This is a genomic window from Sarcina ventriculi, from assembly GCF_900456775.1.
Lineage (GTDB): Bacteria > Bacillota > Clostridia > Clostridiales > Clostridiaceae > Sarcina > Sarcina ventriculi.
Genome location: NZ_UAUL01000001.1, coordinates 200474 through 222737, shown reverse-complemented (window position 1 = coordinate 222737; position 22264 = coordinate 200474). Strand labels below are relative to the sequence as shown.

The window sequence follows — 22264 nt, the reverse complement described above, 5'->3', positions numbered from 1 at the left end:
TAAATATTATTTTTACGATAATCGTAAACAGTGTAGTTGATTTATAGTTTTACATCATGGCTACTTTTCATACTTCTACTATTTAAGTTTATAAATTTAAAGTGTATTTTATGTAAAATTTTTTATATTATAACATATATTTTATAATTATTAAGAGTAATTTAATACAAATATAATGAATTGTGGTAGAATATAGCTTTTAAATATAATATAATAGTTTAAAAGAAACTTTATTAGCTTTTAATTTACATTAAAATTAGATAGCGGTAAATAATAAAGTAGAGCTTAAAGTAAAACTTTAGGGAATATTAAGAATTTTAAGTAATTAAGAAGTATTTATGTATGTTAAGGAGGAGAAAAAATGATTTTTAATTTAAATGATGATTTAAAGAAAATATTATTAATGGGAATAGGTGCAGTTGCAACAACAGCTGAAAAATCAAAAGAAATGGTAGATTCTCTAGTAGAAAAGGGAGAATTAACAGTAGAACAAGGAAAAGTTTTAAATGAAGAATTAAAAAGAAATTTAAACAATGCAAAAGAAGATTTTAATAGAGATAAACAAAATAATGATATAAATAACGATAGTAACATGAAAGATTATATATTTAATAACATAGATAAATTACAAAAAGATGAATTAGCTATTTTAAAGGCTAAGATAATGAAAATGCAGGAAGAGAAAAGTGAGTAACTTAGGAAATAATAAGGATAGATTAAGAGAAATTTTAGGAGTCCTTTCTAGACATAAAATTGTCAAAGGAATGACTCCTGAAAAATTAAGGTTAATAATTGAGGATTTAGGTCCTACATTTGTAAAACTTGGTCAAGTAATGTCTATGAGGTCTGATATGCTACCAGAGGCTTATTGCAAGGAACTTACAAAGTTAAGAGCAGAGGTTAAGCCTATGACTATGGATGAGGTTAGACATGTAATACGCGAAGAATATGATTGTGAAATTGAGAGTTTATGTTTAGAGTTTAGAGAAAAACCTTTAGGGTCAGCGTCTATAGCACAAGCTCATTATGCTGTTTTAAAGGATGGCTCTCCTGTAGTTTTTAAAATTCAAAGACCTAATATACGCGATATAATGTCTAGAGATATTATACTTTTAAGAAAAGCAAGTGCAATGCTTAAAATTGCTATAAAAAATGGAAGCGTATTAGATTTTAATGAAATTTTAGATGAAATGTGGAATGTATCTCAAGAGGAGATGGATTTTTTAATTGAAGCTAAAAATGCTAAGGAATTTTACAAGTTAAATAAAGATATTGTTTATGCTACATGTCCTAAAATTTACACTAAATACACAACATCAAAAGTTCTTGTTATGGAATACATAGATGGTGTACAAATAGACAAGACTAATGAACTTATAAATTTAGGATATGATTTAACAGATATTGCTAATAAACTTTGCGAAAATTACATAAAGCAAATAGTAGATGATGCATTTTTTCATGCAGATCCGCATCCTGGAAATATAAAAATAAAGGGTGGAGAAATTGTATGGATTGATCTTGGTATGGTTGGCAAACTTTCTAATCGTGATAGAGGGCTTATAAAAAATGCTATTATGGCTGTTGCAACAAATGATATAGGAAAGCTTAAAGATGTTGTACTTACATTAGGTGAGGTTAATGGAAGAATAAATCATTCAAAACTTTATGAAGATATAGATATCTTTATGAATAAATATAGCGAAGTTGAGATGTCTGATATTGATTTAGGAATTATATTAGAAGAATTTTTAAGTATTGCAAATAGACATAATATTGGTATTCCAAAGGGTATTACGATGCTTGGGCGTGGACTTATAACTATACAGGGGGTTGTATCTATTTTAGCACCTCAAATAAATATTATAGACATAGTTTCAAATCATGTTGCAAGTGAAGTATTTAAAGAGTTTGATTTAGAAAAAGAAGTTAGAAATGGTGGAAGAACAGCTTATGCTTCAGCTACAAAACTTATAAAATTACCTCAACAATTATCAGAAGTTTTAAAAATAACATCAAAAGGGCATTTAAAGTTAAATTTAGATTTCACAGATGCTGAAGAACCTTTAGGATTGATAGATAAGATGGTAAATAAGCTTGTTATGGGAATTATAATAACAGGGCTTTTGATATCATCTAGTTTAATTTGTACAACAGGGATGACACCTAAACTTTTTGATATACCAGCTTTAGGAGTTTTAGGCTTTATGATAGCTCTAGTTTTAGGGCTTATACTTTTATATAGCCTTTTTAAATCTATTAAACCATATAAATAAAAAGTTGTATCTAAAATAAAATGCAAGTTTCAATAAAAGTATTTATTTTATACTGAAATTTTGTTTTTTTATTTTTTGATGCAACTTTTTTGTTTATCGAGGTCATATTTGACAATAATATACAAAGTTGATATTATCAAGATAATTATAAATATGGAGGAAAGTAGATGCAATTAAAGCAACTTAGATATTTTATAACGGTAGCTGATTGTGGCAGTATTAATAAAGCAGCAGAAAAGCTTTTTACATCTCAATCTAATGTTAGTAAAGTTATAAAGGCTTTTGAAAAGAAAGCTAATGTAGAACTTTTTAATAGGAATAGTAAAGGGGTAAGATTAACTGATAAGGGGTATGAAATATATGATTATGCCAAAAGAGTTTTGGAAAATGTTGATATTATAGAATCTATATCTTGCGAAAAATCAAGTAAGAAGTTAAATATTTCATGTCATCAAAATTATGTGATTTCAAAAGTTTTATGTGATTATTATGAACAATATAAGGAAGAAAATATTAAAATACATTTTTTAGAGGAGAATGTAGAGCAAATAATAGATAATGTTAAAAATTATGTTTCTGAATTTGGAATAGTTTATATTTTGAGCAATCAAAAATGTTGTTTTACTCATAATTTAAATCATAAAAATTTAGAATTTCACATTTTAGATACCCAAAAACTTTGTATATATGTAGGAAAAAATAACCCTCTTTATAATAAAGAGAGTATTACTATTAAAGAGATTTTAAATTTGAAGTTTGTTCAATCAACTAGAGATTTTTTTTCTTTAGAACAATATTTAGAAAATTTTGATATATATAAAAATATTAATAAAAAATCGTTTAGCAATATAATAACAACTAATAGCAATTATATAATGAATTCTCTTATTGCAAATACTGATATTTGTAAATTTGGTTTTAATTTTAAAAATAAAGATTATGAAACATTAAATATTAAAGCTATTGATATTATAGATTGTAGTGATGAAGTGTGTATAGGATATGTTACTAGAAAAAACGAACCATTATCCAATAAAGCTATAAATTTCATAAAAATTTTAAAAAGTGAGATATGTAAATAGTTTAGTTATATCAAAATGGAATAACAATATAGTCAATTTTAATATTACTAATAAAATAAAATAAATGATATAATATGAAATAATTATAAATAAAGTAAACTATTTTTATATTAATTTTAATAGTTTAGGGGGGATAGGGTGCTTTTAAAAAATAAAAAATTAATAGGGATTATTTCAGCATTTATTACAGCTAATATGCTTTTAGTTGGATGTGGAAGTGCTGAAAGCTCAAGCATGGTAGATGACCGTGATGAAAAGATAGTTTATGCAAATTATAGAGATATAAGAGACTTAAACCCACACTTATATAATGGAGAAATGTTTGCACAAAATCTTTTATATGAATCTTTAGTAAAAATTAAAGATGATGGAAGCATTTCACCATGGTTAGCAGAAAGTTATGAAGTATCTGAAGACGGAAAAACTTATGTATTTAAATTAAGAGAAGATGTATATTTTACAGATGGTGCTAAGTTTAATGCTGAGGCTGCTAAATTAAATTTTGATGCGATTTTAGATAATTATGAAAGACATTCTTGGATAGAATCTGTTAGTTTGATGAAAGAAGTTGAAAATTCTGGAAAAGAAAGTGTAGAGGTAACTGGAGAATATGAATTAACAATTCATTTATCAAAATCATATTATCCATTTTTAGTAGAACTTGGAGTAATAAGACCTTTAAGGTTTATTTCACCAAATTGTTTTATAGATGGAACTACTAAAAATGGTGTTACAGATTATATAGGTACTGGCTCATATTATTTATCTGAACACGTTACTGATGAATATGCTATTTTTAAAGTGAATGAAAAATATTGGGGAGATGTTCCAGATATCGAAGAGATAATTGTAAAAGTTATTCCAGATAGTCAAAGTCGTGTTATGGCTCTTGAAAGTGGGGAAATTGATTTGATTTATGGAGCTAATATGATAGATTCAGAAACTTATACTAAATTTCTAAACTTATCAGAATTTAAAACAAAAGTATCAGAGCCAATTTCATCTAGAGTTATGATGATAAATACACAAGATGAAAAATTAGGAGATGTTAGACTTAGGAAAGCATTACAATATGCAACTGACAGAGAAACAATATCAAAATCTATATTTTTAGGAATAGAAGATCCAGCTTATACTCTATTTTCAAGCGAAGTTCCTTATGCAGATATTGGATTAACACCTTATGAATATAATTTAGAAAAGGCTAAAGAGCTTTTAAATGAAGCAGGTTGGGTAGAAGTTAATGGACAAAGTTATAGGCAGAAAGATGGACAAGAATTAGCATTTACTCTTCATTATTCTAGTGATAATGTAACTGATAAAACGATAGCAGAATTTTATAAAGGTGAACTTGCTAAAATAGGAATAAACTTAGAGATAATTGGAGAGGAAGCTCAAGCTTATACTGATAGGGCGAAAAGTGGAAATTTTGATATTATATTTAATGAATCATGGGGAAAACCTTATGATCCACAATCATTTTTAGCTAGTATGAGAGAATCGTCAGTTCATGGAGATTATGAGGCTCAAAAGGGATTAAAAGAAAAAGAACAGATAGATGAGGCGATTTTAAATGCATTAGAGGCTACAACTGAAGAAGAAAGACAAGAATATTATACTTATGTTTTAGAAACTCTTCACGAAGAAGCAGTATATATTCCATTAACTTACGAAACGAATCGTGCAATATATAGTAATAAAATAAAAAATGTTACATTTGGTCAATCTCAATATGAAGTAACTTTTGCGGATATGACAATGGGTGAATAATTTTAATAATAATAAACCGGCTTAGAATTTTTAAACTGGTTTATTAATTATGTAATAAGGAGGTTTAAATGAAAAAATATATAATTAAAAGGTTGTTATTAGTTATTCCGATGCTTTTTGTAATATCCTTTATAGCATTTTTATTAATAAATTTTATGCCATCTGACCCAGCTGAGGTTGCCCTTAGAATAAATGAAATAGTACCAACAGATGAAGCTATTGCATCTATGAGAGTGGAGTTAGGACTTGATAAGCCTTTTTTTATTAGATATTTTAATTGGCTTAATAATTGTTTACATTTAGATTTTGGGGTATCTTATGCAAACACAACTAGAACTGTTCTAAGTGAAATAACAAGGTGCATTCCTTATACAATAAAACTTTCTGTGTTAGCTTTAATTATAGTAGTATGCGTAAGTATACCAATTGGAATTTTTAGTGCTATTTACAAAAATAGTATTTTTGATAAGATTGTTCGCGTATTAATTTTTATGGGAAATTCAATGCCAAGTTATTTGGTAGGCATAATGCTTATTTATTTTTTAGGAGTAAAATTTAAAATGTTTCCGACAAGTGGAGCTAGAAGTTTTAGGCACTTTATATTACCAGCAATTGCATTAAGTTTATCGGAGATTTCAACTTATGCTAGGTTAATAAGGAGCAGTGTTTTAGATAATTTAAATGAAAATTATGTTTTTTATGGAAAGGTTCGAGGATTGAAAAATAAATCCATATTATTTAAGCATGTATTTAAAAATTCATTAAAGTCATGTATGAATGCATTTGGAATGAGTATAGCGTATCTTGTGGCAGGAGCTTTTATAATAGAAAATTTATTTGCAATTCCTGGAATTGGAAGACTTGGTGTATCAGCTATTTTTAATAGGGATTATCCTATAATTCAAGCTTATATTCTTCTTATGGGAGTAATGTTTGTTTTTTGCAATCTTATAGTTGATATAATTCAAGCGTTTATTGACCCAAGAATGAAAAGGGGGCTTATAAAGTAAATGGTAAAAAAGTTTTTAAGAGATAAAGTGGCAATTATGTGCGTTTTAATTATAACTTTTATTATTATTTTAGGGATTTTTGCAAAACAAATAGCTCCAAATGATCCATATATCCAAAATATTGCCCATAGATATGCAGGGAGTTCCATACAATATCCTTTAGGGACAGATGCACTTGGCAGATGCATTTTATCTAGATTAATCTATGGGATACGAACAACACTTTTTATAGCTTTTTTAACAATGATTGGAACTATTTTTGTTGGAAGTTTAGTTGGAATTATTTCAGGTTTCTTTGGAGGCATTATAGATGAAATTTTAATGAGATTTTGTGATATAATGATGTCTTTTCCAAGTCAAGTTATGATTTTAGCTATAGTTGGAATTTTAGGTGTTGGAATTAATAATGTAGTTTTTGCTTATATTATTGTAAAGTGGACATGGTATGCACGCATGATAAGAGGTTTTGTATTAGAACATAGGCATAAAAATTATATGTATTATTCACAAGTAATAAAGAGTAAAAGAAGTTATATTATATTTAAACATATAATTCCTAATATATTATCAGAAATTGCTGTTTTAGCAACATTAGATATGGGATGGGTGATATTAAATATTTCAACACTATCATTTTTAGGGCTTGGAGTACAAGCACCAACACCTGAGTGGGGCTTAATGTTAAGTGATGCTAAAAATGTTATTTCAACTAGACCTGAGCAAATGATTGCACCGGCTGTATTGATTTTTGTGGTTGTGGCTACATTTAATCTTTTGGGAGATTGCTTTAGGGATTTGTTAGATATTAAAGGGGAAAGTTTAGATGTTAAAAGTTAATAATTTGGAAGTTTTTATTAAAAATGGACAAGAATCAAATAAAATTATAAATAATATATCTTTTAATGTTAAGGAAAAGAGATGCTTAGGGATATTGGGTGAATCAGGTAGCGGTAAAAGTATTACTTGTAAAGCTATTTTAGGGCTTTTAAATAAAAATTTTGAAATTAAAGGTGAAGCTATATTTAAAGGGCAGGATATATTAACGTTAAGTGAAAATGAAAAAAGAAAATTAAGAGGAAATGAGATAGCTATGATAGTTCAAAATCCTATGACAGCATTTAATCCTTTATATACGGTTGGAAATCAAGTTATTGAAACATTTATAGAGAATATGAGAATAAGTAAAAAAGAAGCTAGAGATTTAGCTATAAAATCTTTTGAAAAAATGAATTTAAAAAATTCAAAGGAAATATTAAAAAAATATCCTCATGAACTAAGTGGAGGAATGCTTCAAAGAATAATAATAGGTATAACTATTTTCTTAAAACCATATTTAATAATTGCAGATGAACCAACAACGGCTGTTGATAGTTTGAATCAACGGGAAATTATAGAGGAATTTTTAAAAATGAAAAGAGAATTAAATACTTCAATGATTTTTATAACTCATGATTTAGGTGTTTTAAGTAAGGTTGCAGATGATATTATAGTTATGAATAAGGGCGAAATAATAGAATATGGCAGTAAAGAAGAGATAATTTTAAACCCACAAAATGAACATACCAAATTTTTAGTTGATACTAGGCTTAAACTTCTTAGAAAATTTAAACAAATAGTTAATTAAAGGAGAGAGTTCATGTTATTAGAGGTTAAGAATATAGAATTTAGCTATGGTAGAAGAAAATTAAAGAGAAATAATGCTAACATACTTAAGAATGTTTCCTTTAGTTTAAATGAAGGAGAATGCTTAGGATTAATAGGGGAATCTGGGAGTGGAAAGAGTACTTTAGGACGTATAATATTGGGATTAGAAAAGCAACAAAAAGGAACTATAACTTTTAATGGTGTTTTAAATAGGGATGTCTGGCAAAAAGAATTAAATGTAGTGTTTCAAGATTATACCACTTCAGTAAATCCAAGATTTAAAGTTATAGATATAATAAAAGAAACTTTGTTAGAAAAAAAATTAAATAGAGAAGAATTAGAAAAAAAGGTTATAGAAGTTTTAGAACAAGTGGGCCTAAATAAAGATTATTTATATAGATATCCGCACGAACTAAGTGGGGGACAACTTCAAAGAGTATGTATTGCGAGAGCTATTTCACAAAAACCTAAATTTATTTTATTAGATGAGGCTATAAGTTCTTTAGATGTTTCAGTACAAGTACAGGTTTTGGATTTATTAATAGAATTAAAGGAGAAATATAATTTATCTTATCTTTTTATAACTCATGATTTATCAGCAGTAACTTATATATGTGATAAGGTTATGTTTTTAAAAAACGGAGAAATTATAGAAAAAATAGATGATATAAAAGATTTAAAGTATGTAAAAAGCGAGTATTCCAGAGCATTGTTAGATTCAGTAGATGATATAGATTTTTTTGATTATAAAAAAGCTATTAATATTTAAAATTTATGTTGTAATAAATATATGTTACATAAAGATATATAAAAAAATTAATTAGTTATTTGGGAGGAATTTTATGTTAAAATTAGGGGATTTAGTAGCAGATAGAGGAATGAAAAAAGAAGGGTTTGTACAAATTTATGATACAGATTACCGTATGCCTGTAACACTTATTAATGGAGAATTTTCAGGAAAAACTATACTGATAACAAGTGGAGTTCATGGCTGTGAGTATACAGCTATTGAAACAGCTATTGAACTTGCAAAGGAAATAAATCCTAAAAATATAAGCGGTAAAATAATAATAATACATCCTGTAAATGTTAGAGCATTTAAAAAGAAGATAAGTGCAGTTGTTCCTGATGATAATAAAAATTTAAATAGAGAGTTCCCTGGGAATATAGAAGGAACAATAACTGAAAAATTAGCACATTTTATTGAGAATGAATGTCATATTCAATGTGATTTTTACATAGATTTACACGGTGGAGATCTTTATGAAATGGCAACAAACTTTGTTTATTATCCCGGAATTGGGAATAATAATGTTATTGAAGAGTCAAAGAGAGTTGCAGCTCTTTTAAATGTAAATTATATGGTAAAATCAAATGCAAAAACAGGATCTTATAATTATGCGGCAATTAATGGAACACCAAGTATTCTTATTGAAAAAGGTGGAAGAGGACTGTGGAATAATCAAGAAATATATGATTATAAAAATGATATATTTACAATTTTAAAGCATTTTAATGTATTAGATGGACAGATTAAACAAATTAACAAGCCTATAGATATAACGGAGGCTGTTTATTTAGAATCTACTTGTGATGGGTGTTGGTATCCTAAGGTAGAGGCAGGGCAAAAGATAAAAGAAGGTGAACTTTTAGGGGAAGTTAAAGATTTTTTTGGAAATATAATAGCAAAATATTATGCAAAGATGAATGGGGTTATTCTTTACATGACAGTTTCTTTATCAATAGAAAAAGATGAACCATTAATAGCTTATGGTAAATGTTAATTTAAATTAAATATTATAAAAGATTGTATAAAAAATTTTTACACAATCTTTTATTTTTAATTGTTTATATTGATTTTAATATTAGTCTACCTCGACTAATATCCACATTTGGTTCCAGCCACCATTATCTTCCCATTGTATGCTAGATGCACACTCGTCCTTAGAAGAAGCTTTAATGTCTAAAACTTTAGAACTGTTTCTATTTTGTATCTTGTAGTAGTTATCTTCTGTTTTAATAAGTTTCCATTGTTGATTAAGTCCATTATTATTATTAGATTGAATATTAGAAGCACCATTTTGTAAAGAAGATTTAGAAATGTCAAGAACTTTTCCGCTGCCCACATTCATTATTTTATAATATCCATTTCCAGATGATATCAATTTCCATTTTTGACTATTCCAACCGTAATAAGTGTATTGTTCAATAGTTGCTCCACTCTCATGAGAGCCTCCAGACACATTTAAGGCTTTACCACTAATTCTATTGACTATTTTATAAGTACTATTTGTATTTAAATCATTAAATGCAGAGTCTTTAAAAGCATCTAGAGCAGTAGTAAATTTAAGAGTGTTTTTAGAAATTTCTGTACAAGCCCCTAAAGGATATTCATCAGGAAGAACAGAAGAACTTACAGCAGGTTCCCAATAGAATACACCTAATCCACGTCCATTTGGAACATCTGAAACAGCTTTTATAGCTGCTTTTATTAAATTATAAGTTTCAGTAGCTTCGTCTTCAAGACCTCCAATTTCACAAATCATAACATCTTTATTATAACGACTAGACATATCATTTAGGTTGTATATTATATCATTAATGCTATCAGTATATTCAGAACCTTCCCAATAAGGGTAATAAGACATACCAATTACATCATAATTAGTACCAGCATCTTTTAAAGCATCAAAAATATTTCTAAATAGAGAATTGTCATAACCATGAGCTAAATGTAGAATAACTTTTGAAGATGGACTAATATTCTTCACTGCACTATAACCTTCGTTTATAAGTTGTGACCATGAAGTGACATTAGGGGTACTAGATCCATCCCAAATGTATCCATCATCCCATAACATTCCAGAGTTAGTTTCATTTCCTACTTGAACCCATTCAGGATAAATTCCTTCATTAGCTAATGCTGTCATAACTTCAGTTGTATGATTGTATACGTCTTCTTTAAGCTTATTAAAGGTATGGTTTTCCCAAGCTTTTGGCTTGTCTTGATAAGCTGGATCAGCGAAATGGTCGCTGTAATGAAAATCAATCATAATTTTCATATCAAGTTCTTTTGCTCGTTTAGCCATAGCTACAACACTATCTTTGTCAGAATATCCTAAGTAGCATACAGTTCCATCTCTTTTAGTCCAAGTATAATTAGATGGTGGATCAACAAAGACTCTTAATCTAACAGAATCAATTCCTTTATCTTTAAGAATTTTTAATGGATCTTCTGTATTGCCATTATCATTAACCCATTTTATTCCTATGTCTTCTAATTGGCTAACCCATCCAATATCTGCGCCCTTAGCAATATTAGAAGAAGAATAAGTATTAGATGTATTCGCAGCATTTGCTACGACAGAGGTTTTATCGATGCCTATATTAGACACCAAAAGACAGGATAATAAAGATAAAATAAATGGCTTAGAAATTCTTTTAATCATAAATTTCCCCCTAAAATAAAATTTAAATATAAAAAAATCAATATATTTTAGCTTTTTTTAAAGCTAAGTTATCATATGTAAAACAAAATGCGTCTAAAATATATTACAGAAAGATTATAACAATAAAATTAATAAATGTAAATAAAATACATGTTAATTTTTGTTAATTTTAAACATATAAAAAGTAATGATAAAAATACAATTATTAGTAAAAAATAGAAAAATAAAGATAATTAATGAAAAATCAATATAGTTTCAAAATATGGAGATAAAAAGTTTAAAATTGATAAAAATGGAAATTGAAAACAATATATTTGAATATGTATAATATAAATATAAACAAAAGCGAAAAAAAAAGATAAAAAATAAACATAAAATTTACTAAACAAAAATATATTAAAGTATAGAGGTGATAAGACATGCTAAGGGAGCAACGACATGAAATTATATTACAGGCTTTAGACAAATTTGGAATAATAAAAGTGACAGATTTAACAGAAAAGCTTAAAACAACTGAAATGACAATAAGAAGAGATTTAAGATTTTTAGAAGAAAAAGGTCTGTTAATTAGAATTCATGGAGGAGCTAGAAGTTTAGAGGGAGCTAAATTTGAGGAACTTTCACCAAATGAAAAAAGGAATATAAATATTGATAATAAAATTGAAGTTGCTAAAATTGCAGCAAGTTTAGTAAAAAATAATGATAATATTTATATAGGACCAGGAACAACCACAGAGCATATACCTGATTATATTAAATCAAATAATGTAAAAATAATTACTAATTGTCTAAGTATATTTGAAAAATGTAAAGATAATGAGCAATTTGAGGTTATATTAGTTGGAGGTAGGTTAAGGTACAAAACTAATACTTTTGTAGGAAGCTTTGCTAATGAAATTTTAAATAAGATAAGAGTGCAAAGTACGTTTATAGGAGCTAATGGAATATTAAATAATAATATTATGACATCTAATGAGGAAGAAGGAGAAAGTCAAAGGATAATGTTAAACAACTCAATAGAGAGATATTTAGTTTGTGATTATACCAAATTTGAGAAAGAAGATTTTTATACATTATATAAATTAGATGATATAACAGCAATTGTTACAGAATTTGATTTAGATAGTGATTTAAAATATAAGTATTCAAAATATTGCAAAATAATTAATAGTGTAAGAGGGGAGTAATTTATGAAAATATTAATAGGTTCTGATAAATATGGAGTTGATTTAAAAGAACATTTAAAATCATATCTTTTGAGTAAAGGTTATCAAGTTGTAGATAAAACAGAAGACTCTGTTGATTTTGTAGACTCAGCAGACAGAGTATGTAAAGGAATACTTGAAGATGAGGGGGATAGAGCAATACTTATAGATGCTTATGGCGTAGGGTCATTTATAGCTGCAAATAAACATAAAGGTATTATTTGTGCTCAAGTTTCAGATGAGCATTCAGCGTTTATGACAAGAAACCATAATAATACATCTGTGATAACTTTAGGTTCTAAGATATTAGGACAAACTCTTGCAGAAAATATAGTAGATTCATATTTAGAATCTGAATATGCAGGGGGCAGACACCAAATAAGAGTTGATATGTTAAACAAAATGTTATAGGGGGAAGGTTATGAAGATAGCAGTTGCTTGTGACCATATTGTTACAGATAGAAAAAATTATCTAGTGAACTATTTAAGAGAAAAGGGATATGAAGTTATAGATTGTGGAACTTATGATAAGGAAAGAACGCACTATGCTATTTATGGAAAAAAAGCAGCAGAAAAGGTTGTTTCAAAAGAAGCTGATTTAGGTATTGTTCTTTGTGGAACAGGTGTTGGAATAACAGCATCCGCTACAAAAGTTGCTGGAACAAGAACAGTTTTAGCTAGAGATATTTCAACTGTGGCTTATGCTAGAAAACATTTAAATGCTAATATATTAGGATTTGGTGGAAGAATTACTGGGGTTGGTTTAATGGAAAATATGGTAGATGTATTTCTAGATACTAAATTTGAGCCTACAAATGAGGATTTAGAAGTTATTAAGAAATTAGATTCGATTGCAGTTACAAAAGAAGATCAATTTAAAAATGAACACTTTTTTGATGAGTTTTTAGAAAAATGGGATAAGGGAGAATACCATGATTAATATTTATGGGATATTATGATTGTGGTTTTAAATATATAAAGTAAGTTTAAAATAGGGGGAATTAAAAATGACAATGACAATTGAAGAATTAGAATTTACAACATTAGAAATAGTAGCTTATGCAGGTGATGCAAGATCAAAATATATACAAGCTTTAAATTTTGCAAATGAAGGGAAATTTGATGAAGCTGAAAATTTAATTAAGGAAGCTTCTGAGTTTATAGATGAGGCTCATAAAACTCAAACAAAGATGATTCAAATGGAGGCAGCAGGAGAAAAAATACCAATGAGTTTTTTAACAGTACATGCTCAAGATCATTTAATGACTGTTATGCTTTTAAGAGATATGGTTCAAAATTTTATAAATCTATATAAAAAAGTGAATTAATAATAAAAATAAATTAGCTTTGAAAATGAGGATGGATTATTTATTCATCCTCAAATAAAAAAGGGGGATTATTAGGTGGAAAAGTTAATTCAGATAGTTGAGAAGATGAAACCATTTTTTGAAAAGGTTTCAAAAAATCCATATTTAAGAGGAATCAGAGATGGATTTGTAAGTTGTATTCCTGTTGTGTTATTCTCAAGTATTTTTATATTGGTTGCTTGCGTTCCTAATATATTTGGATATTATTGGCCAGCAAATGTTGATGCAGCTTTGTGGAAAGCTTATAACTACTCTATGGGAATATTAGCAATTTTAATGGTTGCAACGATTGCAAAAAGTTTAGCTGAAAATTTTAATGCAAAATTGCCAAAGATAAGACAGATAAATATTGTATCTGTAATGATTGTATCAATAATTTCTTTCTTATTAATAAGTGTTGAATCTATAGATGGCGGATTTTCAAGTACTTATATGGGTACAAAAGGACTTTTAGCTGGGTTTATAGTAGCATTTATAGTTCCTAATATATATAAATTTTGTGTAAAAAATGATATAACTATAAAAATGCCAGATGAAGTTCCTAAAAATATTTCTCAAACATTTGCAGACTTAATTCCACTTGCAATGTCAGTTCTATTTTTCTGGTTATTTGATCTTATATTTGTTAAATTCTCAGGAATGTGTTTTAGTGCATGGATACTTGAAGTATTAAAACCTTTATTTACAGCAGCTGATGGTTATATAGGACTTGCTATAATTTATGGTTCTATGGCAATGTTTTGGTTTGTTGGAATTCATGGACCATCAATTGTTGAGCCAGCAGTAACTGCTATATATATAGCAAATGTTGAAGCTAATTTATTATTATTTCAAAACGGTCAACATGCTACAAATGTATTGACACATGGAACATCTTATTTCGTTGCAACAATTGGAGGAACTGGTGCAACACTAATGTTAACTGTCATGTTTGCTTTTATGGCTAAGTCTAAGCAATTAAAAGCTTTAGGAAAAACATCTATTATTCCTGTTGCTTGTGCTGTAAATGAACCAATATTATTTGGAGCACCTATAGTATTAAATCCGATATTTTTTGTTCCATTTATATTAACTCCAATAGCAAATGTATGGATATTTAAATTTTTTATTGAGAACTTAGGGATGAATGGATTTGTATATACTCTTCCATGGACAACACCAGCACCTATTGGTTTAATATTAGGAACAGGATTTGCAACACTTTCTTTTGTGTTAGCTCCATTGCTACTTGCAGTAGATTTTGTGATGTATTATCCATTTTTTAAAGTTTACGATGCTCAATTAGTTGAAGAAGAGAGAAAAAATAATAATTCAGTTGTAGAAGAAAAGGTAGAGGAAGTAGCAGCTGTTAAGGAAATTAAATTAAGTCCAGAAAATAATGATAAAAATTTAAATGTTTTAGTTCTTTGTGCAAGTGGAGCTACAAGCAGTATGCTTGCAAATGCAATATCTAAAGGCGCTAAAGAAAATAATATTAAATTAGAATCTACAGCAATGGCTTATGGACAACATAAAGAAATAATTTCTGACTTTGATTTAATAATTCTAGCTCCTCAAATGGCATCTATGTATGGTGAACTTCAAAAAGATTGTGAATCAAAGGGTACTAAATCAGCTACAACATCTGGGGTTCAATATGTAAAATTAACAAGAGATTCAATAGGAGCTTTAAATTTTGCACTAGATATTATAAATAGTTAAAAATAGTATTTTGGTAATATTTTTAAATTAATATGGGGTTAAAAGTTAAACTAAAAAATATTTAAAATTTGAGGTAAAAAAGAGAGGGAGTCAGTATGTATAAATTTGACAATGATTTTATTTTTGGAGGAGCAACAGCAGCATATCAAGCAGAGGGAGCAGCAATGGAAGAAGGACGAGGACCTTGTATATGGGATGAGTATTTAAATAGACCTGAAAGTAAATTTAATGGAGATATAGCAAGTGATTTTTACCATAAATATGGAAAAGATTTAAGTTTATCAAAAGAATTTGGATTAAATGGAATTAGAATATCTATTTCATGGAGTAGAGTTATTCCAGATGGTGTGGGTAAAGTAAATGAAAAGGGAATCGAGTTTTATAATAATCTTATAGATGAATGTTTAAAAAATGGGGTAGAGCCTTTTGTAACTCTTCATCATTTTGATACACCTCTTAATCTTTTTAAAAATGGCGATTGGCTAGATAGAGATAACATAAATCATTTTGTAAAATTTGCAAAGATTTGTTTCGATAATTTTGGAGATAGAGTTACAAAGTGGATAACTTTCAATGAGGCTTGGGCTGTTGCTCAAAATGGATATATAGCTGGAAATTTTCCACCTAGTATAAAATATGATGTAGAAAAAGCAATACAATCTATGCATAATATGATGGTGGCTCATTCAAAGGTAGTTGAACTTTATAAATCTATGAATTTAAAGGGTGAAATAGGAATAGTTCATACACTTGAAGGAAAATATCCAATAACAGAATCTGAGGAGGATAAGTTAGCTGCAAAAATAGATTATACAATTTCAAATAAATTTATGTTAGATGCTTGTTTTAAAGGAAAATATGATGATGATACTTTAAACATTATAAAGGATATCCTTGATAAAAATAATGGGGAATTAATAATTTATGAAGGCGATATGGATGTTATAGAAAAAGCTTCTAAAAACATAGATTTTTTAGGTATGAATTATTATTCTAGTCATTTCTTAAAAGCTTATGATGGAGAAAGTAATATCTATCATAATGGTACAGGTGAAAAGGGTACAAGTATTTTTGCTTTAAAGGGAATAGGTGAGAGAGTAAACAATCCAGAAGTTGAAACAACTGATTGGGATTGGCCAATCTATCCTAAAGGACTTTATGATATGTTAGTTAGAATCAAAAATGATTATCCAAATTATAAAAAGGTTTATATTACTGAAAATGGTATGGGATATAAAGATGATTTTGTTGATGGAAAAATAGATGATGCTCCTCGTATTGATTATATAAAAAGACATTTAGAAGCTGTTTTAAAGGCTAAAGATGCAGGGGTTAATGTTAAGGGATATTTTGTATGGTCTCTTATGGATGTTTTATCTTGGAGTAATGGTTTTAATAAAAGATATGGTTTATTTTATGTAGATTTTGATAGTCAAGAAAGATATGCAAAGAAAAGTGCGTATTGGTTTAAAAAGATGTCTGATACTAAGATATTATGTGATGGAGAAGAGATAGAATATTAGGAGGAATTAAAAATGATATTATCTACGAGAGAGATGCTTTTGAAAGCTCAAAAGGAGAAGTATGCAGTACCTGCTTTTAATATTCACAACTTAGAAACTTTACAAGTTGTTGCAGAAACAGCTATGGAGTTAAAATCACCTGTGATAATTGCAGGAACTCCATCGACTATTGAAAATTATGCAGGAGCAGATTATATTAAGGCTATTGCAGAGGTTGCATCAAATAAATATAATATTCCAATAGCAATTCATTTAGATCACTTTGAAGATGTTGAAGCTATAAAAAGGGATATTGATTTAGGTTTTAGGTCATGTATGATAGATGCTTCAAAGTATGATTTTGAAAAAAATATTGAAATTGTAAAAAGTGTTGTAGACTATGCTCATAGGTTTGATACTGTGGTTGAGGCTGAACTTGGAAAATTAGGTGGAAGAGAAGATGATTTAATTGTTGATGAGAAAGATACAATGTACACAAACCCTGATGATGCAGAAGAATTTGTAAGAAGAACAAATGTAGATTCTTTAGCAGTAGCAATAGGAACAGCTCATGGATTGTATAAGGGTGAGCCTAAATTAGATTTTGAAAGACTAAAAGAAATTAGGGAGAGGGTAAATGTTCCATTGGTTTTGCATGGTGCATCAGATGTGCCTGATGATTTAGTAAAAGAGGCTATAAGTCTTGGAATATGTAAAGTAAATGTAGCAACAGATTTAAAAATCCCTTTTGCTGATGCGGTAAAGGAATTTTTCAAAAAAAATCCGACTGAAAATGATCCAAGAAAATATATGACACCAGGTAAAATTGCTATGAAAAAAATAGTACAAAATAAAATAATGGTTTGTGGAAGTAATAATAGGTATTAATAGAATAAGCCACTTTGCTAACATTGAGTAAAGTGGCTTTTGGTATATGAAAAGGTGGGAAAAAATGATATTAGTAATAAATCTTAATGCATCAGTTGACAAAAGGTATGAACTTCAAGATATAAAAAAAGGTACTGTAATGAGGGCTAAAACTGTAGAAAACACACCATGGGGTAAAGGTATACATGTAGCTAATGTTGCTACTATATTAAAAGAGGATTGCTTAGTTACAGGATTTTTAGGGGGAAAAACTGGAGAATTTATAAAAGATAAGCTTAAATGTTACAACATAAAGAATGACTTTGTGGATATAAAAGAGGATACTAGAGAATGTTTGGCTTTTACAACAGATGATTTAATTCAAACTGAAATTTTAGAGCCAGGGCCTAATGTAACTGAAGATGAGAGGCAAAGCTTTTTAAACAAGTATAATTCTCTTATAGATAAAAGTACAATAGTTGTTGCATCAGGTAGTGTACCTAGAAATATAGAAGATAGTTTTTATAAAGAGTTAATAAAAATAGCAAACGCTAAGGGAAAAAAATTTTTATTAGATACAAGTGGAGAATTATTGAAAAAAGGAATAGAAGAGAAACCATATTTTATAAAGCCAAATAAAGATGAGATAGAGTCTTTTACTGGGAGAAGTATAAAGTCAGATGAGGATGTAATTTCAGAAATTAGAAGATTTCAGGAGATTGGAATAAAGTTGGTTGTAATATCATTAGGTGCTGAAGGTTCAATAGCAGGATATGATGGGAAATTTTATAAAACAACTTTCCAAAAGGTTAATGCAGTAAATACTGTGGGCTCAGGTGACTCTTATGTTGCAGGAGTAGCTATTGCTTTAAATAGAGGTTATGATATCAAAAAACTATTAAAATTAGCTTCAGCTTGTGGAACTGCTAACTCTCTTGAGAAGGAAACTGGTTTTGTGAGGGAAGAGATAGTTCTTGATTTAATGAATAAAGTAAATGTAGAAGAGATTGGTTAATAATAGATTTATGAGCATTGAAAGCAATTTGGTGCTCATAAATTTATTTTTTTTTGAATTAGATAAGTAGAGAGATTAGATTTATTTAATGAAAAAGGTTATAATTGTAAAAAAATAATAAAATAAATTATTTTTAAAATCTAGAAAGTAGGTAAAAGTTATGAATAATGATATGTATAAAATATTAGCAAATGGAGTTAAAATGCCGTCTATTGGTTTTGGAACTTATAAATTAATAGATAAAGTAGAAACTATAAATTGTATAAAAGAAGCGATAAAAATAGGGTATAGACAAATTGATGCGGCTTATTTTTATAAAAACGAAGATATAGTGGGAAGAGGAATAAAGGAAAGTGGAATTCAAAGGGAAGAGATATTTTTAGTAAGTAAGCTTTGGAATGATGAGCATGGTTATGAAAATGTTATGAAGGCTTTTAATAGATCACTAAAGAATTTGGGAGTTGATTATCTAGATCTTTATTTAATACATTGGCCTAATAAATTAAATAGTGATACATGGAGAGCATTTGAGGAACTTTATATGCAGGGAAAAGTAAAAGCGATTGGTGTTTGTAATTTTAAACAAGGACATTTAGAAGAACTTAAAAAAACTGCAAAAATAATGCCTATGGTAAATCAAATAGAGATACATCCAGGAAGGTCACAAAAAGATATGGTTAAATATTGTAAAGAAAATAATATTCAGCTTGTAGCATGGGGACCGATAATGAGGGGAAAAATATTTGAAATTCCTCTACTTAATGAGTTAGCAAAAAAATATAATAAAAATGAGGCTCAAATAACTTTAAAATGGCATATTCAAAATGGTATAATACCTATTCCTAAATCATCTAATATAGAAAGAATTAAAGCTAATTTTAATATATTTGATTTTCAAATATCTAATGAAGATATTGAAAAGATAGACCTTTTAAATAGAGATGAAAATATATCAGGAGTTCCTGAAAATACAACTTATTTAGATTTTTAATGGTGTTTTTATTACAATCATATGACGAATAATTTACAAAAATACTATTAAATGGTTTGTAAATTGTTATAAAAAATAATGATTTTCTTTTATATTTTATCTTATTTTTTATAAAAAAATACTAAAAAGCAAATATTTTTATAAAATATAACAAATTATTATTGACAAACAATATGTGTAAATATATCATAGCATATATGGGTAAAATTACATTAAAAGGTCAATAGTATTTATATTGACAAAACATACAAAAAATAAGATAAAGTGAGGGAAAAACATGCAAATAATCATAAGTCTGCTAGGAATAGTTGTATTATTAGGAATAATGTATTTATTGTCCTCTGATAGGAAAAATATTCCTTATAAGACTATAATAAAAGCACTTGTAATTCAGTTTATTATTGCTTTTTTACTTATTAGATTTCCAATTGGACAAGTAATAGTTGAAAAAATTTCAGATGTAGTAACACAAATTTTAAGCTATGGTAGTGAAGGATTAAATTTTGTATTTGGTAGTCTTTCAGATTCATCAATGCCTACTGGAGCTATATTTGGAATTCAAACACTTGGAAACATAATATTTGTATCAGCTTTAGTTTCGGCGTTATATTATTTAGGTGTAATAGGATTTATAGTTAAAATTATAGGAAAAGTTGTAGGTAAAATATTAGGTACAACTGAAGTTGAAAGTTTTGTTGCTGTTGCTAATATGTTTTTAGGACAAACAGAAAGTCCAGTATTGGTTAGTAAGTATTTAGGTAGAATGACTAACAGTGAAATTGTAGTTGTGTTAGTATCTGGAATGGGAAGTATGTCAGCTACAATAATTGGAGGGTATACTGCACTTGGAATACCAATGAAATATTTATTAATAGCAAGTGCACTAGTGCCAATTGGAAGTATTGCAATTGCTAAGATATTACTACCTGAATCAGAAAAGGATATGGTAAAATCTCTTGAAGAGGTTAGTGTTAGTATTGAGAAAGATTCTAATACAAATCTTTTAGGTGCTATAGCAGATGGTGCTATGAGTGGTTTGCAAACAGTTTTAGCCATTGGAGCATCACTAATTGCAATAATTGGATTGGTTGCTTTAGTTAATGGATTTTTAGGTATATTCAATTTGAGCTTAGAACAAATATTCTCTTATATATTTGCACCTCTTGGATTTTTAATGGGTGTAGATAGCAATGAGATTCTTACAGTTGGACAGCTTTTAGGAAGCAAATTGGTATTGAATGAATTTGTTGCATTCCAACAATTAGGCTCAATATTTGCAACTTTAGGAGAGAGAACTCAAATGGTGCTTTCAATTGCTCTTGCAGGTTTTGCTAATATATCAAGTATCGGAATATGTATATCAGGTATTTCGGCACTTTGTCCTGAAAAGAAAAATACTCTTGCAAAATTAGCTTTTAAATCAATGATTGGCGGGTTTGCAGTTAGTATATTAAGTGCTATGATAGTTGGAATAGTATTTTAAAATTAAAATTGTGTTATAAATATTAGGTATGGGACTTATTAAATAAATTTATTTAATAAGTCCCTTTTCCTAATAAATTATATTCTATATAATTGCTAGATTGTATAGTATAATAAAATGTATTAGTATATTAGTATTTTAATTTGTAAATTACTAGGAGGAAATAGAATTGATACTTTATGAAAAATTAAATAAGGAAACTAGCAAAGAGTATGCTTATAGAGTATTAAAAGATAATATAATGTCTTTAGAATTAAAGCCAGGAGATTTATTAAGTGAAACAGAATTGTCTAAAGTTCTTAATTTATCTAGAACTCCTATAAGAGAGGTTATAATGAAATTAAAGTCAGAATATCTGATTGAAGTAAAACCTCAATCAGGAACTTATGTGGCTAAAATAGATTGGAATTTAATAGATGAAGCTATTTTTATGAGATATTTTTTAGAAAAAGAAGTTCTTAAAGAAGCTTGTATTAATTTTAATGAAAATAATTTAATTGATATGGAAAAATGTCTTTTTGCACAACAACTTATAGCAGATAAAGAAAATAATGAATTAGAATTTCATCATTTAGACAATGAATTTCATAGATTATTATTTGAGGGAGTAAATAAAAAAAATATTTGGGAAGCAATAGGGAAAATAAGCACTCATTATAATAGAATGAGATTGTTAAATGAAATAAAGCAAGATAAAAATAAAATAATTAGCGAGCATACGAAATATCTAACAACAATAAAAAATAAAGATATAAATAGTGTAGACAATATTGTATTAGAGCATATAAAAAAATCAGCTGATTCTTGTAAGAAAAAAATACAGTATGAAGAAGGAGGATTATTTTTTAAATAATATTAAATTTGTGTATATTTACGCTATATTTTTAAGCGTTTTAGTGAAT

General features: G+C 27.8%; 21 protein-coding genes. 20 read left to right on the top strand and 1 reads right to left on the bottom strand.

Annotated features, from left to right (window positions below):
- The first annotated feature begins 361 nt into the window (after positions 1-361).
- From DR020_RS01040 to DR020_RS01000, 9 genes are all read left to right on the top strand, one after another.
- On the top strand, positions 362-694 hold the full coding sequence (locus tag DR020_RS01040) for a phasin family protein (RefSeq protein WP_112365012.1): 333 nt from the start codon (positions 362-364) through the stop codon (positions 692-694).
- The gene (locus DR020_RS01035; RefSeq protein ID WP_055258601.1) at positions 687-2276 is read left to right on the top strand and encodes an ABC1 kinase family protein; all 1590 of its coding nucleotides are present in this window, start codon (positions 687-689) and stop codon (positions 2274-2276) included. Before DR020_RS01040 ends, DR020_RS01035 begins: the two co-directional genes overlap by 8 nt.
- Positions 2277-2443: 167 nt before the next feature.
- Positions 2444-3358 carry a LysR family transcriptional regulator gene (locus DR020_RS01030; protein ID WP_112365011.1) on the top strand — a complete coding sequence of 305 codons (915 nt, stop codon included), beginning with the start codon at positions 2444-2446 and terminating at the stop codon, positions 3356-3358.
- A gap of 138 nt (positions 3359-3496) precedes the next feature.
- Entirely contained in the window at positions 3497-5128 is a 1632-nt protein-coding gene (gene nikA, locus DR020_RS01025; protein ID WP_112365010.1) for a nickel ABC transporter substrate-binding protein, read from the top strand.
- A 68-nt stretch (positions 5129-5196) separates the two neighbouring features.
- The gene (gene opp1B / locus DR020_RS01020; RefSeq protein ID WP_112365009.1) at positions 5197-6138 is read left to right on the top strand and encodes a nickel/cobalt ABC transporter permease; all 942 of its coding nucleotides are present in this window, start codon (positions 5197-5199) and stop codon (positions 6136-6138) included.
- On the top strand, positions 6139-6975 hold the full coding sequence (opp1C, locus tag DR020_RS01015; RefSeq protein ID WP_112365008.1) for a nickel/cobalt ABC transporter permease: 837 nt from the start codon (positions 6139-6141) through the stop codon (positions 6973-6975).
- Complete coding sequence (locus DR020_RS01010) at positions 6962-7762, top strand: ABC transporter ATP-binding protein (RefSeq protein WP_055258610.1); 801 nt, start codon at positions 6962-6964, stop codon at positions 7760-7762. The genes opp1C and DR020_RS01010 overlap by 14 nt, the downstream gene beginning before the upstream one ends.
- A gap of 12 nt (positions 7763-7774) precedes the next feature.
- Positions 7775-8551 carry an ABC transporter ATP-binding protein gene (locus DR020_RS01005; RefSeq protein ID WP_112365007.1) on the top strand — a complete coding sequence of 259 codons (777 nt, stop codon included), beginning with the start codon at positions 7775-7777 and terminating at the stop codon, positions 8549-8551.
- Between the two features lie 73 nt (positions 8552-8624).
- A complete protein-coding gene (locus DR020_RS01000) occupies positions 8625-9566 on the top strand; it encodes a M14 family metallopeptidase (protein WP_112365006.1) in 942 nt (313 codons plus the stop codon).
- 81 nt (positions 9567-9647) lie between these two features.
- Here the strand turns inward: DR020_RS01000 and DR020_RS00995 are convergent, their stop codons facing one another.
- The gene (locus DR020_RS00995; protein WP_055258616.1) at positions 9648-11231 is read right to left on the bottom strand and encodes a glycosyl hydrolase 53 family protein; all 1584 of its coding nucleotides are present in this window, start codon (positions 11229-11231) and stop codon (positions 9648-9650) included.
- Between the two features lie 419 nt (positions 11232-11650).
- Between DR020_RS00995 and DR020_RS00990 the strand changes: the two genes are divergently transcribed.
- From DR020_RS00990 to DR020_RS00940, 11 genes are all read left to right on the top strand, one after another.
- Positions 11651-12418: a DeoR/GlpR family DNA-binding transcription regulator gene (locus DR020_RS00990; protein WP_112365005.1), complete on the top strand. Its 768-nt coding sequence runs from the start codon at positions 11651-11653 to the stop codon at positions 12416-12418.
- A 3-nt stretch (positions 12419-12421) separates the two neighbouring features.
- Positions 12422-12847: a galactose-6-phosphate isomerase subunit LacA gene (gene lacA / locus DR020_RS00985; RefSeq protein WP_055258619.1), complete on the top strand. Its 426-nt coding sequence runs from the start codon at positions 12422-12424 to the stop codon at positions 12845-12847.
- Positions 12848-12857: 10 nt separating this feature from the next.
- Entirely contained in the window at positions 12858-13376 is a 519-nt protein-coding gene (gene lacB, locus DR020_RS00980) for a galactose-6-phosphate isomerase subunit LacB (protein WP_112365004.1), read from the top strand.
- 67 nt (positions 13377-13443) lie between these two features.
- Positions 13444-13764 carry a PTS lactose/cellobiose transporter subunit IIA gene (locus tag DR020_RS00975; protein ID WP_305792278.1) on the top strand — a complete coding sequence of 107 codons (321 nt, stop codon included), beginning with the start codon at positions 13444-13446 and terminating at the stop codon, positions 13762-13764.
- Between the two features lie 75 nt (positions 13765-13839).
- Positions 13840-15504 (top strand): PTS lactose transporter subunit IIBC, encoded by a 1665-nt coding sequence (locus DR020_RS00970; RefSeq protein ID WP_112365003.1) that lies wholly within the window; start codon positions 13840-13842, stop codon positions 15502-15504.
- Positions 15505-15599: 95 nt separating this feature from the next.
- Positions 15600-17027 carry a 6-phospho-beta-galactosidase gene (lacG, locus tag DR020_RS00965; RefSeq protein WP_055258088.1) on the top strand — a complete coding sequence of 476 codons (1428 nt, stop codon included), beginning with the start codon at positions 15600-15602 and terminating at the stop codon, positions 17025-17027.
- Positions 17028-17039: 12 nt separating this feature from the next.
- Positions 17040-17894, top strand: coding sequence for a tagatose bisphosphate family class II aldolase (locus tag DR020_RS00960; protein ID WP_055258087.1), 855 nt, complete (start codon positions 17040-17042; stop codon positions 17892-17894).
- Positions 17895-17958: 64 nt separating this feature from the next.
- On the top strand, positions 17959-18888 hold the full coding sequence (locus DR020_RS00955) for a 1-phosphofructokinase family hexose kinase (RefSeq protein ID WP_112365002.1): 930 nt from the start codon (positions 17959-17961) through the stop codon (positions 18886-18888).
- A gap of 160 nt (positions 18889-19048) precedes the next feature.
- Positions 19049-19879: an aldo/keto reductase gene (locus DR020_RS00950; RefSeq protein ID WP_055258083.1), complete on the top strand. Its 831-nt coding sequence runs from the start codon at positions 19049-19051 to the stop codon at positions 19877-19879.
- A 277-nt stretch (positions 19880-20156) separates the two neighbouring features.
- The gene (locus DR020_RS00945; protein ID WP_112365001.1) at positions 20157-21362 is read left to right on the top strand and encodes a NupC/NupG family nucleoside CNT transporter; all 1206 of its coding nucleotides are present in this window, start codon (positions 20157-20159) and stop codon (positions 21360-21362) included.
- A gap of 169 nt (positions 21363-21531) precedes the next feature.
- Complete coding sequence (locus DR020_RS00940) at positions 21532-22215, top strand: GntR family transcriptional regulator (RefSeq protein ID WP_112365000.1); 684 nt, start codon at positions 21532-21534, stop codon at positions 22213-22215.
- Positions 22216-22264 lie beyond the last annotated feature (49 nt).

Coding starts and splice junctions, on each gene's coding strand:
- DR020_RS00995 (WP_055258616.1), bottom strand. CDS start 11,231: ATGATTAAAAGAATTTCTAAGCCATTTATTTTATCTTTATTATCCTGT.
- opp1B (WP_112365009.1), top strand. CDS start 5,197: ATGAAAAAATATATAATTAAAAGGTTGTTATTAGTTATTCCGATGCTT.
- DR020_RS00960 (WP_055258087.1), top strand. CDS start 17,040: ATGATATTATCTACGAGAGAGATGCTTTTGAAAGCTCAAAAGGAGAAG.
- DR020_RS01040 (WP_112365012.1), top strand. CDS start 362: ATGATTTTTAATTTAAATGATGATTTAAAGAAAATATTATTAATGGGA.
- lacG (WP_055258088.1), top strand. CDS start 15,600: ATGTATAAATTTGACAATGATTTTATTTTTGGAGGAGCAACAGCAGCA.
- lacB (WP_112365004.1), top strand. CDS start 12,858: ATGAAGATAGCAGTTGCTTGTGACCATATTGTTACAGATAGAAAAAAT.
- DR020_RS00945 (WP_112365001.1), top strand. CDS start 20,157: ATGCAAATAATCATAAGTCTGCTAGGAATAGTTGTATTATTAGGAATA.
- DR020_RS01000 (WP_112365006.1), top strand. CDS start 8,625: ATGTTAAAATTAGGGGATTTAGTAGCAGATAGAGGAATGAAAAAAGAA.
- DR020_RS00975 (WP_305792278.1), top strand. CDS start 13,444: ATGACAATGACAATTGAAGAATTAGAATTTACAACATTAGAAATAGTA.
- DR020_RS01010 (WP_055258610.1), top strand. CDS start 6,962: ATGTTAAAAGTTAATAATTTGGAAGTTTTTATTAAAAATGGACAAGAA.
- DR020_RS00990 (WP_112365005.1), top strand. CDS start 11,651: ATGCTAAGGGAGCAACGACATGAAATTATATTACAGGCTTTAGACAAA.
- DR020_RS00950 (WP_055258083.1), top strand. CDS start 19,049: ATGAATAATGATATGTATAAAATATTAGCAAATGGAGTTAAAATGCCG.
- lacA (WP_055258619.1), top strand. CDS start 12,422: ATGAAAATATTAATAGGTTCTGATAAATATGGAGTTGATTTAAAAGAA.
- DR020_RS00955 (WP_112365002.1), top strand. CDS start 17,959: ATGATATTAGTAATAAATCTTAATGCATCAGTTGACAAAAGGTATGAA.
- opp1C (WP_112365008.1), top strand. CDS start 6,139: ATGGTAAAAAAGTTTTTAAGAGATAAAGTGGCAATTATGTGCGTTTTA.
- DR020_RS01005 (WP_112365007.1), top strand. CDS start 7,775: ATGTTATTAGAGGTTAAGAATATAGAATTTAGCTATGGTAGAAGAAAA.
- DR020_RS01030 (WP_112365011.1), top strand. CDS start 2,444: ATGCAATTAAAGCAACTTAGATATTTTATAACGGTAGCTGATTGTGGC.